The following is a 13,357-nucleotide window of genomic DNA, read 5'->3' as shown; positions in this document are numbered from 1 at the left end:
ACCTGCGAAATCCGCAACACATCGCGAACCCGGTATCGGCTGCAGTCTCCCGAACCGCTGGTGTCCGTCGTCTGCGATCTGCACGACGACGCGCGATCTGATCACGTTTCATCCTGAGGAGCACTCGTGGAGTCCATCTCCGAGACCCAGCCCGTCGACGCGCCCGAGGGCGCCGAGACCCCCGCCGAAGAGCAGCCCACGGCTGCGGTGGAGGGCACCGACACCGAACAGACCGACGCGCCCGCTGCGGCCGAGGGCGAAGCGGCCCCGGAGGCCGCCGAGGCCCCGGCCGACGCCGCCCCCGAGGCACTGTTCGCCGATGACGCTCTCGCCGCCGAGACCCCGGCCGAGACGGTCGCCGACGCGCCCGCCGCTGCGGAGGCGCCCGCCGCCGAGGCCGCCGCAGAGCCCGCCGCCGAAGAGGCAGCGCCCGTCGAGAAGCCCGCGCGCGCCCCGCGCAAGCGTGCCCCGCGCCGTGCCAAGAGCGCGACCGCCGAAGAGACGGCCGCCGCCGAAGCCGCCGCCGCCGAGGAGAAGGCCGCTGCTGAGGCAGCCGCCGCCGAGGCCGCGTCCGCCGAGGCCGCGACCACCCCCGTCACCACGGCCGCCGACGTGGCCGCCGAGGCCGACGCGAGCACCGAGACCCCCGCGGTCGAGGAGGCTCCCGCCACCGAGGTTGCCGCAGCCGAGGCTCCCGCAGCCGACGCCGCACCCGCCGAGGGCGACGCCGAGCAGGCCGACTCCGCGCAGGCAGACGCCGCGTCCGCCGACGGTGCGGCCGAGCAGGCCGACGAGACCCCGGCCCGTGGCCGTGGCCGCAGCCGCTCGCGCAACCGCAACCGCAACAAGACCGACGCCGACAAGACCGACGCCGCCCAGCCCGCCGTCGACGAGGCCGAGGCCCCGCAGCAGCAGGGCGGCCAGCGCGAGAGCGGCCGCGACAACGCTCGCGACAACGGCGCGCAGGGCGGCCAGCGCGACGGTGGCCAGCGTGACGCCGGCCAGCGCGACGGCGGCCAGCGTGATGCCAGCCAGCGCGACGGCGGCCCGCGTGACGGCGGGCAGCGTGACAACGTCCAGAACGGCCAGCAGGCGCAGCAGCAGCAGGGCGGCGCGGCCAACAGCCGTAACCGTCAGCGCAACAAGCGCCGCGGCCAGACCACCACGGGCGACGAGTTCGAGACCGAGATCGGCGAAGACGACGTGCTCGTCCCCATCGCCGGTGTCCTCGACGTGCTCGACAACTACGCGTTCGTGCGCACCACCGGCTACCTGCCCGGCCCGAGCGACGTCTACGTCTCGCTCGGTCAGGTCAAGAAGTACAACCTCCGCAAGGGCGACGCCGTCGTCGGCGCCATCAAGCAGCCCCGCGAGGGCGAGCAGCAGGGCCGTCAGAAGTACAACGCGCTCGTGCAGGTCGACTCGATCAATGGTCTGTCGGTCGACGACGCCGCCACCCGCGTCGAGTTCAACAACCTCACGCCCCTGTACCCCCAGGAGCGCCTGCGCCTGGAGACCGGTCCCGAAAAGCTCACGCAGCGCATCATCGACCTGGTCGCCCCGGTCGGCAAGGGCCAGCGCGGCCTGATCGTCGCGCCCCCCAAGGCCGGTAAGACGATCGTGCTGCAGCAGATCGCCAACGCGATCGCGACGAACAACCCCGAGGTCCACCTCATGGTCGTTCTCGTCGACGAGCGGCCCGAAGAGGTCACCGACATGCAGCGCACCGTGCGCGGCGAGGTCATCGCCTCGACGTTCGACCGTCCGGCCGAAGACCACACCACGGTCGCCGAGCTGGCCATCGAGCGCGCGAAGCGTCTCGTCGAGCTCGGCCGCGACGTCGTCGTGCTCCTCGACTCGATCACCCGCCTCGGTCGCGCGTACAACCTCGCCGCCCCCACCTCGGGCCGCGTGCTGTCCGGCGGTGTCGACGCCTCGGCGCTGTACCCGCCCAAGCGCTTCTTCGGCGCCGCGCGCAACATCGAGAACGGCGGATCGCTCACGATCCTCGCCACCGCGCTCGTCGAGACCGGCTCCAAGATGGACGACGTGATCTTCGAGGAGTTCAAGGGCACCGGCAACAGCGAGCTGCGCCTGAACCGCCAGCTCGCCGACAAGCGCATCTTCCCGGCCGTCGACGTCAACGCGTCGAGCACGCGCCGCGAGGAGATGCTGCTGTCGAACGACGAGGTCAAGATCACCTGGAAGCTGCGTCGCGCGCTGGCCGGCCTCGAGCCCCAGCAGGCCCTCGAGGTCGTGCTCGGCAAGCTCAAGGAGACCCAGTCGAACGTCGAGTTCCTCGTGCAGATGCAGAAGTCGATCCCGGCGCCCGCGCGCGGCGGTGACGACAACAGCATCCGCTGATCGGGGCGGGAGGCGCGATGTCGGAACCCGCCATGTTCGAGTCGGTCCGCGGACTGCTCGAGGAGCACAAGGCCGTCCAGGAGGAACTCTCCGACCCGGCCGTGCACGCGGACGCCGCGCGCGCCAAGCGCGTCAACCGGCGCTATGCCGAACTGTCGCGGATCGTCGCGGCCCACGAAGCGTGGACCGCGGCGTCCGACGACCTCGAGGCGGCTCGCGAGCTCGCCCGGGAGGACTCCGCGTTCGCGGAAGAAGTCCCGGCGCTCGAGGAACGTGTGAGTGAGACGCAGGAGCGTCTGCGGCGCCTGCTCATCCCACGCGACCCCGACGATGCCCGTGACGTGATCATGGAGATCAAGGGCGGCGAGGGTGGGGCCGAGAGCGCCCTCTTCGCGGCCGATCTCCTGCGCATGTACCTGCAGTACGCGGCATCCATGGGCTGGAAGACCGAACTACTCGAACGCACCGAATCCGACCTCGGCGGCTACAAAGACGTCCAGGTCGCGATCAAGGGATCCTCGAGCGACCCCGCTCAGGGTGTCTGGGCGCACCTGAAGTACGAGGGCGGAGTGCACCGCGTGCAGCGCGTGCCCGCCACCGAGTCGCAGGGTCGCATCCACACCTCCACCACCGGCGTGCTGGTCTTCCCCGAGGTCGACGAGCCCGAAGAGGTCGGCATCGACCCGAACGACCTGAAGATCGACGTCTTCCGCTCATCGGGCCCCGGCGGTCAGTCCGTCAACACGACCGACTCCGCGGTGCGCATCACCCACGTTCCCACCGGCATCGTCGTGTCGATGCAGAACGAGAAGTCGCAGCTGCAGAACCGCGAAGCCGGTATGCGCGTGCTGCGCGCCCGCCTGCTCGCCAAGCAGCAGGAGGAGCGCGACGCGGTCGCCGCCGATGCGCGCAAGTCGCAGATCCGCGGCATGGATCGCTCCGAGCGCATCCGCACGTACAACTTCCCCGAGAACCGCATCGCCGATCACCGCACCGGATACAAGGCCTACAACCTCGACCAGGTGATGGACGGCGCCCTCGGCCCGATCATCGAGTCGGCGATCACGGCCGACGAAGAAGCGCGCCTCGCGGCCCTCGCCGACTCCTAAGCTCGGGTGGTGCTCACCGCCGCCCAGATCGTGTCGTTCGACGACACCCCGCCCCCGCCCGGACTCTCGCCGTGGGTCGGCGCCGCGGAGCAGGTGCGGCACATCGAGATCGTGGAACCGGATGCCGCGTGGCCCGAGCTCTACGAGACGCTCCGCGCGGGCATCGCCGCGGCGCTCGGGGAGCGCGCGTTGAGGATCGACCACGTGGGGTCGACGTCGGTGCCGGGGCTGGCCGCCAAACCCGTCATCGACATCGACCTGACGGTCGCCGACACCGACGACGAGGACGCGTACGTGCCGGCACTCGAGGCGCTCGGCTTCGTGTTGCGCGTGCGCGAGCCATGGTGGCTCGGGCACCGCTGCCTCGTGTCGGCCGAGCCGGCCGCCAACCTGCACGTGTGGCCGCCCGACAGCCCCGAGGCCGCACGGCACCGTATCTTCCGCGACTGGCTGCGCGCCGACGAGGCCGACCGTGAGCGGTACGCCGCGGTCAAGCGCGCTGTCGCGACCGATGGCTTGATGAGCGAGTACAACGCCCGCAAAGAGGGTGTGATCCGCGAGATCTACGCCCGCGCCTTCGCCGCGGCCGGCCTGTTGCCCTGACATCATCCCGAGACCACAACGCAGGATCCGCGGGCGCCACCCGTCCGTAGACCGACGACGGCGCCGGGAAGAGGCCGGATCTCCTGCGCTGTGTCGCGGGGAGCGTCAGACGTCCCAGGCGGGCGGATGGGGGAGCGGGCCCCGGCGGGCCTCGAGCTGAGCGGCGAGCGACAGCAACGTGCCCTCGCCCCCCGGGCGACCGACGAGCTGCACCGACACGGGGTGGCCCGCGGCATCCGTCGTCACCGGGATCGTGAGCGCGGGAAGGCCCGCGACGTTGACGAAGCTCGAATACGGCGCGTATTCGACCTGCATCGCGAACGTGCGCTCGGGGCTGTGCCCCGCGTACGAACCGACGGGCTGGGGCGGCTGCGCCAGAGCCGGGGTGAGCACGGCGTCGAAGGCCGAGAAGTCGGCGATCGTGCGACGCTCGAACGCCCGGGCGGCCGCGAGTCCGCCGAGCAGGTCGAGGGCCGACAGGCGACGCCCCTCCTGCACGAGCCACGCGGTGAGCGGCTCGACGAGCTCGGCATCGGCGTCGCTCAGCGGAATGCGTGCGGCACTCGCCCGCCAGAGCACGTGGAAGAGCTCCGCATAGCCGAACGGATGCCAGTCGGCATCCGCCACCGCGTGTCCGGCGTCGTCGAGCCAGGCGGTGGCCGTGTCGAAGGCCGTGCGGGCGTCGGGATCGAGAACGATGTCTTCGTCGTCGTCCCACGGCGAGACGGTGGTGATGCCGAGGCGCAGCCGGCCGGGGTCGCGTCGGGCGGCGTCGACGAAGGGGCCGGTTCCGGGGGCGGCCGTCGCGTACGAGAAGGGGGCGAGGCCGATGAGGGCGTCGAGCAGGAGGCCCGTGTCTTCCGCCGTGCGCGCGATCGGTCCCGTGACCGACAGCCCGTCGGGGGAGTCGAAGCCCGAGCCGATCGGGAGCCGCCCGCGCGAAGGTTTGAGGCCCACGACCCCCACGGTCGCCGAGGGGATGCGGATCGAGCCGCCGCCGTCCGAACCGACGGCCGCGGGGAGGAGTCCCGCGGCGACGGCCACCGCCGCCCCGCCGCTCGAGCCGCCCGCGCCCGCGGTGAGGCGCCACGGGTCGCGCGCCGGGTCGTGGATCAACGGTTCGGTGAACCCGGTGAGGCCGAACTCGGAGGTGCTGGTCTTGCCGACGTTGATCGCTCCGGCGGCGTCGAGCGCCGCGGCGAGGGGATCGGATGCCGTGGGCACGTGGTCGATCCGCGCGCGCGAGCCGTAACGCGTGGGCACGCCGGCGCGGGCGACGAGGTCTTTGTCTGCCAGCGGAACGCCCCACAGCGTTCCGTCGGCCGGCCGGCGAAGGTCGGACGCCCGTCGGAGCGCGGCCTCCGGAGTCACCTCGGCGAAGGCTCCGAGACCGCGGTGGCAGTCGATGCGATCGAGGTAGTGGGTCGTCAGCTCGGCGGGCGAGAGGTCACCGCCGCGGAGTCCGTCGACCTGGGCCACGAGCGAGAGGTCGTGCAGACGGGGCATTGTCCGAGCCTACGGCGATGCCGGCGCAGGCGGTCAGATCCAGTACTCGGGCGTGGTCAGCAGCGCACGGGTGTCTTCGCCCCCGCGGCGCGTGCGGGCCGTGGCCGGCACCCCCACCAGCACGCTGTCGGCGGGCGCATCGCGCGTCACCACGGCGTTCGCTCCGACCACGGAACGCGCACCGAGCGTGATGGGACCGAGGATCTTGGCCCCCGCGCCCACGGCGACCCCGTCGTGCAGCGTGGGGTGCCGCTTGCCGCCCTCGCGCTGACGACCGCCGAGAGTGACGCCGTGGTAGAGCATGACGTCGTCGCCGACCTCGGCCGTCTCGCCCACGACGACACCCATGCCGTGATCGATGAAGAACCGGCGTCCGATCGTTGCTCCGGGGTGGATCTCGATGCCCGTGAGCCACCGGGTCACCTGCGACAGGGCCCGCGCGGGGAAGCGCAGACCCCGTCGCCACAGGCGATTCGCGATGCGGTACGACCACACGGCGTGAAGACCCGGGTAGAGCACGGCGATCTCGAGCGCACCGCGCGCCGCGGGGTCGCGGAGTTTGGCGGAGGAGACGTCTTCGCGGATTCGGGAGAGGACCCCCACGTCAGTCTTCGCGCAGGTGCTCGTACAGAGCGGTCGAGAGGTAGCGCTCGCCGTACGAGGGGATGATGACGACGATGTTCTTGCCCGCGGCCTCGGGGCGGCGCGCGACCTCGAGGGCGGCCCAGATGGCGGCACCCGACGACATGCCGACGAGGATGCCGTCTTTCGCCGCGGTCTCGCGCGCCAGGCGGATGGCGTCGTCGAACTCGACGTCGATGACCTCGTCGATGATGTCGCGGTCGAGGATCGCGGGCACGAAGTTGGGGCCGATGCCCTGGATCTTGTGCGGGCCGGGGTGGCCCTTCGTGAGGACGGGGGAGTCGGCGGGCTCGACGGCCACGATCTTGACCCCGGGCACGCGCTCCTTGAGCACCTGACCGACACCCGTGATGGTGCCGCCGGTGCCGATGCCGGCGACGAAGTAGTCGACCTTGCCCTCGGTGTCGCGCAGGATCTCTTCGGCCGTCGTCTTCCGGTGGATCGCGGGGTTGGCCTCGTTCTCGAACTGACGGGCCCAGACGGCGCCGGGGGTCTCGGCGACGATCCGCTTGGCTTCGTCGACGGCGTGCGACATGCCCTTGGTGGGGTCGGTGAGCACGAGCTCGGCGCCGAACGCCTTTAGCAGGATGCGACGTTCTTTCGACATCGAGGCGGGCATCGTCAGGATGACCTTGTAGCCGCGGGCGGCGCCGACCATGGCCAGGGCGATGCCGGTGTTGCCGCTGGTGGACTCCACCAGCGTGCCGCCGGGCTTGAGCTCGCCCGAGGCCTCGGCCGCATCGACGATCGCGATGCCCAGGCGGTCCTTGACGCTCGAGGCGGGGTTGTAGAACTCCAGCTTCGCCAGGATCTGCGCGTCGGTGCCTTCGGCGACGCGGTTCAGCCGCACCAGCGGAGTGTCGCCGAAAGCTGTCGTGATGTCGGGGTGGATGCCGGGCATGGCTCGCCTTTCGCCGTCGTTCGGGTCGCGATCATCCTAGGTGAGCCCTCCGACACCGACGCCTGTGTGACGCCGTGCGGCAGGATGCGCGCAGGCGGCCCGACAGGGGCGTGACCCGCACGACTAAACTCGACTCCCGTCATGCCTGAGACAGCTTCCGCGCCCGCGCCCGCCCCCGCCGCCACGAGCGTCGTCGAGACGGTGCGCGCGACCGCCGCCAGACTGGCCTCCGCCGGGATCCCCGACGCACAGGTCGACGCCGAACTGCTCGTCGGCCACGTGCTCGAGACCTCGCGCGGGGGAGTGCAGGCGGCGGCCATCCGCGGCGACCGGATGCCGGAGTCCGCCGTCCGTGCTCTCGCGCCCCTCGTCGACCGACGCTGCGCCCGCGAGCCGCTGCAGCACCTCACCGGACTCGCGCCCTTCCGCGCGATGGAGCTCGCCGTCGGGCCGGGGGTGTTCGTGCCGCGCCCCGAGACCGAGATGGTGGCGCAGCTGGCGATCGACGCGCTGCGCGTCGCGGCATCCGATGCCCCCATCGCCGTCGACCTCGGTACCGGGAGCGGAGCGATCGCCCTCGCCCTCGCCACCGAGGTCCCGCACGCCCGGGTCTTCGCCGCCGAGAACTCCGTTGACGCCTTCGTCTGGACCAAGCTCAACCTCGCCCGCATCGGCGCGCAGAACCTGCAGCTCGCCTTCATCGACCTCGCCGACGCGTTCCCCGAGCTCGACGGCACGGTCTCGGTCGTGGCATCCAACCCTCCCTACGTTCCGGACGACGCCATCCCGCGCGACCCCGAGGTGCGGCTGTACGATCCTCCCGCGGCGCTCTACGGCGGACCGGACGGGCTGGATGCCGTGCGCACGCTCAGTCGTGTGGGTCTGCGCCTCGCGCACCCGGGCGGCACGATCGTCATCGAGCACGGCGAGTGGCAGGGCGAGGAGATCCGCGCGATCCTCTCGGCCGACGGCTGGAGATCGGCCGCGACGCACGCCGACCTGACCACCCGCGACCGCGCGACGACGGCCGTCCGTCCCTGATCGCGGCCGATCACGGCTCCCACGCGGCCCGACTAGACTGTGCCCCGACATGTCTCCCGTCTACGACTGCCGTGACGAGTCGCAACTGCTGTCCGGGATGCGCCATGCGCGTCAGGCGATCGGCAGAGGCGAACTCGTCGTGCTCCCCACCGATACGGTCTACGGAATCGCCGCGGACGCGTTCAATGCGCGCGCCGTCGCGGGTCTGCTCGAGGCGAAGGGCCGCGGTCGCCAGCAGCCGCCGCCCGTGCTCGTTCCGGGCGTCGCCACCCTGCGCGCGCTCGTCGCCGAGATCCCGCCCGCGGTCGACGACCTCGTGCGCGAGTTCTGGCCCGGCGGGCTCACCATCGTCCTACCCGCGCAGCCCTCGCTGTCGTGGGACCTCGGTGACACGCACGGCACCGTCGCGGTGCGCATGCCCGCGCAGAAGCTCACGCTCGAGCTGCTCGAGGAGACCGGCCCCCTCGCCGTCTCGAGCGCCAATCTGACGGGTCGTCCGGCGGCCGTCGACATCGATTCCGCGCGCGACATGCTGCGCGACAGCGTCGCGGCGTACCTCGACGCGGGTCCCAGCGAGACCGGTGTCGCGTCCACCATCATCGACGCCACGACGCTCGTGGGCGGCGCCGAGCCGCAGGTGCGCGTGCTGCGCGAGGGCGCGATCTCGCGCGATCGCCTGCGTGCCGTGCTCGGCGACCTGCTCGAGCCCGACCCGGTCGACGAGGGCCCGACCCTGTCGGCATCCGCCGCCGCCTCGTCCGACGCCACGCCGATCGCCGACGCGACCCCGGATGCCGAGGCGCCGGGTCCGTGACCCAATACCTCCTCACCATCCTCTTCACGGCCGCGGTGACGCTCGCGCTGTCGTGGGTGGTGTGGAAGCTCGCTCTGCGGTTCAAGCTCTATCCCGGCATCCGGGATCGCGACGTGCACAAGACGCCGACGCCGCGCCTGGGCGGGGTGGCGATGTTCCTCGGGGTCGTCGCGGCGTTCGCCCTGTCGAGTCGCAACCCCTACTTCGCGATCTTCTGGACCGATCCGGTCCCCGTGCTCTCTCTGCTCGGAGCCGTGCTGCTCATCGTGCTGGTGGGAGTGGCCGATGACCTGTGGGACCTCGACTGGATGATCAAGCTCGGCGCGCAGTTCATCGCCGCCGGCGTCATCGCCTGGTTCGGGCAACTGCAGATCCTGTCGTTGCCCATCGGCGCGCTGACGGTGGGCTCGAGCTGGGTGAGCTTCCTGCTCACGGTGTTCGCCCTGGTCGTGGTGATGAACGCCGTCAACTTCATCGACGGGTTGAACGGCCTCGTCGCGGGGGTGTGCCTCATCGCCAACGGGGTGTTCTTCGCCTACTCCTACCTGCTCGTGCGCGACACCGGTGCCAGCACCTACTTCAACCTCGCGTCCTTCATTGCGGCGGTGCTGGTGGGAGCGTGCCTCGGCTTCCTGCCGATGAACTGGACCCCCGCCAAGCTCTTCATGGGCGACGCCGGGGCTCTCATGCTCGGCCTGCTGATGGCCAGCTCCGCCGTCGCCATCACCGGTCAGCTCGACCCCGCGGTGCTCGACCCCGAGAAGATCGGCCGGTCGCAGCTCCTCGGTGCGTTCATCCCGATCCTGCTCCCGGTCGTGATCGTGCTGCTGCCGCTGCTCGACTTCGGCCTGGCCGTCGCCCGTCGCCAGTGGGCCGGGCGCTCGCCCTTCTCACCCGACCGCAAGCACCTGCACCACCGCATGCTCGACATGGGCCACTCCGACCGCGACGCCGTGCTGATCTTCTACAGCTGGACCGCCGTGGTGAGCCTGGCGTTCCTGCTGATGTACATCGGCACCCAGCAGAGCTGGCCCGGCGACTACGCCTTCGGCATCGCCTTCGGAGTCGTCGGCGTCATCGCGTGCGCGGTCCTCACCCTCCTGCCCTCGCAGCATCGTCTGCGCCGCCTCGCGCGGCGCCCCCGACCCACCCGACCGGAGTCCCCCTCATGAGCAGCACCGCCCCCGCCCATCGTCGTCCCCTCTCGAGCACTCCCGTGCTGCGCACGGCGCTCGTCTGGGGAGGGATCGTGACCCTCGCGCTCCTCGTGGTCGGCGGCGTCGTCGGCTTCCTCGTCGGGGGAGCGGGCGGCCTCGGCAGCGCGCTGTCGGGCGTCGCGGTCAGCGCGATCTTCCTCGCGGTCACGGCCACCAGCATCCTGATCGCCAACCGCTGGTTCGGCGATCCCCTCTACGTGCCGATCTTCTTCGGCATCGTGCTGGGCGGCTGGCTGCTGAAGCTCGTGCTGTTCATCGTCGCGATCGTCGTGCTGCGCGGACAGGACTGGGTCGACCCGGTCGTGTTCTACGTCGCCCTCGTGGTCAGCGTGATCGCCTCGCTCGCCGTCGACGTCGTGGTCCTGCTGCGCATGCGCATTCCGAGCGCGAGCGACGTGACGCTCCCGACCGACCCCGATGCGGGCGACCGACGGGACTGAATCGCCCATAACCCACCGCTCGCCGCAGCCGCGCACGTTAGTCCGGCGGCGAGACGATCGGATGCCCGGACTCATGGATCCGCCGGGAGTTTGATAGGGTTGCATGAGTACCCACCCGCGATGGGAAATCTCCTCCAGGTTCGCACTTCGGGTACTCTCACCGACCATCGTCGCAACGGTTCACACCGATGCCCCGAAGCTGGAGCCAGCGCTGTCCACTCAAGCTGCGACCCTGATCACGAACTTCGCGTCTGCGGGTGCGGAATTCCACCCGCCGTCCATTTCGGAGTTCTTCCCTGACGCGGTCATCACCTTCCCGGGGCTGTTCATCTTCGGTGCGCCGTTCGAGATCACGCGCATCAACCTGGTTCAGTTCCTCGCGACCGCCGTTCTGGTGATCTTCCTCGTGGTCGGCACCCGCCGCATGAAGATCGTCCCCGGTCGCTTCCAGAGCATCGTCGAGATGGGCCTGGACTTCGTCCGCGTCAACATCGCCGAAGACATCCTGGGCCGCAAAGACGGCAAGCGGTTCCTGCCGATCCTCACCACGATCTTCTTCATGGTGCTGTTCATGAACATCACGGGTGTCATCCCGGGCCTGAACATCGCCGGTACCAGCGTCATCGCCGTGCCGATGCTTCTCGCGATCGTCGCCTACGTGACCTTCATCTACGCCGGTATCAAGAAGAGCCCCGGCGGCTTCTTCAAGAACGCCCTGCTGCCCTCGGGCGTGCCGTGGCCGCTGTACATCATCATCGTGCCGCTCGAGTTCCTCTCGACCTTCATCATCCGCCCCGTCACGCTGACGCTGCGACTGCTGATGAACATGGTCGTCGGCCACCTCATGCTGGTGCTGTTCTTCTCGGCCACCCAGTTCTTCGTGTTCGGCCTCAGCGGCGGATGGATCGCGCTCGGCGCCGGCTCCCTCGCCTTCGGTCTCGCTTTCACCCTGTTCGAAATCTTCGTCGCCTTCCTCCAGGCGTACGTCTTCGCGATCCTCACCGCGGTCTACATCCAGCTCGCGGTCGCAGAAGAGCACTGAGCGGCTCGGCGCACGCCGAGCCACCCAACGAAAGGAAAAAACCCGTGGACGCAACTACGGTTCTCGCCCAGGTCACCGGTAACGTCGCCACGATCGGCTACGGCCTCGCCGCCATCGGCCCCGCCATCGGCGTGGGCATCGTCGTCGGCAAGACGATCGAGGGTGTCGCCCGTCAGCCCGAGCTCGCGGGCCGCCTGCAGGTCCTGATGTTCATCGGTATCGCCTTCACCGAGGCGCTCGCCTTCATCGGTATCGCGACCGGCTTCATCTTCACCTGATCCGGCCGCTCTCGACTCACTGTAAGGAGACAGGATGCTGAACGCTCTTGTCACTCTCGCCGCGGAACCCGCGGGCGAGGCGGCGCCGAACCCGCTGATCCCGGCGGTGTACGACATCGTCTGGTCGCTGGTGTGCTTCATCATCATCGTCGTCGTGGTGTGGCGCGTCGCTCTGCCCCGCATGGCGAAGCTGCTCGACGAGCGCAGTGCCGCCATCGAGGGCAACATCGCCAAGGCCGACGAGGCCCAGCGCCAGGCCGAGGCCGCGCTCGAGGAGTACACCGCTCAGCTCGCCGAGGCGCGCAAGCAGGCCGGTGAGATCCGCGAGGGCGCCACTCAGGACGGTCGCAAGATCGTCGCCGAGGCCAAGGAGACCGCCGCAGCCGAGGCTGCCCGCATCACCGCGACCGCGCACGCCCAGATCGAGGCCGAGCGTCAGTCGACCCTCGTCCAGCTGCGCTCCGAGGTCGGGACCCTTGCGGTCGACCTCGCGGGCAACGTCATCGGCGAGACCCTGACGGACGACGCGCGGGCCAACGCCGTGGTCGACCGCTTCCTCGCCGAGCTCGAGGCTTCCGAGAAGGCGGCCAAGTAATGGGCAGCGCGACCACTCAGGCGCGGACCGCGACCGCGGAGGCCCTGGCCTCCACCTCGGGCGTCGATCTCGACGTCGCGCGCGAACTGTTCGCGGCCGTCGGTGCCGTGAGCGGCTCGGCGCAGTTGAGCGGCGCGCTGTCCGACTCGTCGGTGCCGCCCGCGGCGCGAGCGGGGCTCGTCTCGGCGGTCTTCGGATCGTCGTACCGGCCCCAGACCGTGTCGCTGCTCAGCAGCGCCGCGCAGCAGCGCTGGTCGAACGCCGGCGAGTTCGTCGAAGGCCTCGAGGAGCTCGCCGTCCAGGCGACCTCCGTCGCCGAGTCGGCCGACATCGAGTCCGAACTGTTCGCGTTCTCGCGTACGGTCGCCTCGAACGGTGAGCTCGAACTCGCCCTCGGCGGTCGCCTCGGCGACGCATCGGCGAAGAGCGCACTGGTGTCGAAGCTGCTCGGCGGCCGCACGAGCGCGGGCACCGAGCTCATCGTGTCGTCGCTGGTCGGGCTGGCACGCGGTCGCCGCGTGCGCGCCCTGCTGCGCCGCGCCGAGCGCATCGTCGCCGATCAGCGTTCGCGCATCGTCGCGACCGTCTACACGGCCCTGCCGCTGAACGCCGACCAGCAGACGCGCCTGCAGAACGCTCTCAGCGCGCGTTACGGTTTGGCGATCACGCTGAACACCGTGATCGACACCTCGGTCCTCGGCGGACTGCGCGTGCAGGTCGCCGACGACGTCATCGACGCGAGCGTGTCCGCACGTCTCGCCGACCTCCGCCAGCGGATCGCAGGCTAAGACTTTCCGCCCGAGTG

General features: G+C 70.6%; 14 protein-coding genes. 11 read left to right on the top strand and 3 right to left on the bottom strand.

What is annotated here, in order from left to right:
• Positions 1 to 126: 126 nt before the first annotated feature.
• The 3 genes from rho to M3667_RS01730 are packed head-to-tail and all read left to right on the top strand — an operon-like array spanning position 127 to position 4,076.
• Positions 127 to 2,364 carry a transcription termination factor Rho gene (gene rho / locus M3667_RS01740; RefSeq protein WP_251504214.1) on the top strand — a complete coding sequence of 746 codons (2,238 nt, stop codon included), beginning with the start codon at positions 127 to 129 and terminating at the stop codon, positions 2,362 to 2,364.
• Between the two features lie 32 nt (positions 2,365 to 2,396).
• Positions 2,397 to 3,473, top strand: coding sequence for a peptide chain release factor 1 (gene prfA, locus M3667_RS01735; RefSeq protein WP_251504211.1), 1,077 nt, complete (start codon positions 2,397 to 2,399; stop codon positions 3,471 to 3,473).
• A gap of 9 nt (positions 3,474 to 3,482) precedes the next feature.
• Positions 3,483 to 4,076, top strand: a complete 594-nt coding sequence (locus M3667_RS01730) for a GrpB family protein (RefSeq protein WP_251504208.1) — start codon at positions 3,483 to 3,485, stop codon at positions 4,074 to 4,076.
• 105 nt (positions 4,077 to 4,181) lie between these two features.
• Here the strand turns inward: M3667_RS01730 and M3667_RS01725 are convergent, their stop codons facing one another.
• The 3 genes from M3667_RS01725 to cysK are packed head-to-tail and all read right to left on the bottom strand — an operon-like array spanning position 4,182 to position 7,125.
• Positions 4,182 to 5,582 (bottom strand): amidase, encoded by a 1,401-nt coding sequence (locus M3667_RS01725; protein WP_251504205.1) that lies wholly within the window; start codon positions 5,580 to 5,582, stop codon positions 4,182 to 4,184.
• A 33-nt stretch (positions 5,583 to 5,615) separates the two neighbouring features.
• Entirely contained in the window at positions 5,616 to 6,185 is a 570-nt protein-coding gene (epsC, locus tag M3667_RS01720; RefSeq protein ID WP_144828574.1) for a serine O-acetyltransferase EpsC, read from the bottom strand.
• Between the two features lies 1 nt (position 6,186).
• Positions 6,187 to 7,125, bottom strand: a complete 939-nt coding sequence (gene cysK, locus M3667_RS01715; RefSeq protein WP_144828571.1) for a cysteine synthase A — start codon at positions 7,123 to 7,125, stop codon at positions 6,187 to 6,189.
• Positions 7,126 to 7,266: 141 nt separating this feature from the next.
• Between cysK and prmC the strand changes: the two genes are divergently transcribed.
• The 8 genes from prmC (at position 7,267) to M3667_RS01675 (ending at position 13,340) form a co-directional block, all read left to right on the top strand.
• On the top strand, positions 7,267 to 8,166 hold the full coding sequence (gene prmC / locus M3667_RS01710; RefSeq protein ID WP_251504202.1) for a peptide chain release factor N(5)-glutamine methyltransferase: 900 nt from the start codon (positions 7,267 to 7,269) through the stop codon (positions 8,164 to 8,166).
• Positions 8,167 to 8,215: 49 nt separating this feature from the next.
• Positions 8,216 to 8,980 (top strand): L-threonylcarbamoyladenylate synthase, encoded by a 765-nt coding sequence (locus M3667_RS01705; RefSeq protein ID WP_251504198.1) that lies wholly within the window; start codon positions 8,216 to 8,218, stop codon positions 8,978 to 8,980.
• The gene (locus M3667_RS01700; RefSeq protein WP_251504195.1) at positions 8,977 to 10,152 is read left to right on the top strand and encodes an MraY family glycosyltransferase; all 1,176 of its coding nucleotides are present in this window, start codon (positions 8,977 to 8,979) and stop codon (positions 10,150 to 10,152) included. Before M3667_RS01705 ends, M3667_RS01700 begins: the two co-directional genes overlap by 4 nt.
• Positions 10,149 to 10,637 (top strand): hypothetical protein, encoded by a 489-nt coding sequence (locus M3667_RS01695; protein ID WP_251504192.1) that lies wholly within the window; start codon positions 10,149 to 10,151, stop codon positions 10,635 to 10,637. The genes M3667_RS01700 and M3667_RS01695 overlap by 4 nt, the downstream gene beginning before the upstream one ends.
• Positions 10,638 to 10,740: 103 nt before the next feature.
• On the top strand, positions 10,741 to 11,679 hold the full coding sequence (gene atpB, locus M3667_RS01690) for a F0F1 ATP synthase subunit A (RefSeq protein WP_251504188.1): 939 nt from the start codon (positions 10,741 to 10,743) through the stop codon (positions 11,677 to 11,679).
• Positions 11,680 to 11,723: 44 nt separating this feature from the next.
• On the top strand, positions 11,724 to 11,957 hold the full coding sequence (gene atpE / locus M3667_RS01685; protein WP_043360904.1) for a F0F1 ATP synthase subunit C: 234 nt from the start codon (positions 11,724 to 11,726) through the stop codon (positions 11,955 to 11,957).
• 34 nt (positions 11,958 to 11,991) lie between these two features.
• Positions 11,992 to 12,552 (top strand): F0F1 ATP synthase subunit B, encoded by a 561-nt coding sequence (locus M3667_RS01680; RefSeq protein WP_251504184.1) that lies wholly within the window; start codon positions 11,992 to 11,994, stop codon positions 12,550 to 12,552.
• Positions 12,552 to 13,340, top strand: coding sequence for a F0F1 ATP synthase subunit delta (locus M3667_RS01675; RefSeq protein ID WP_251504181.1), 789 nt, complete (start codon positions 12,552 to 12,554; stop codon positions 13,338 to 13,340). Before M3667_RS01680 ends, M3667_RS01675 begins: the two co-directional genes overlap by 1 nt.
• Positions 13,341 to 13,357: the final 17 nt, after the last annotated feature.

It is taken from the genome of Microbacterium sp. P26 (genome assembly GCF_023712585.1).
Lineage (GTDB): Bacteria > Actinomycetota > Actinomycetes > Actinomycetales > Microbacteriaceae > Microbacterium > Microbacterium algihabitans_A.
This window is presented reverse-complemented; position numbering and strand designations above follow the sequence as displayed.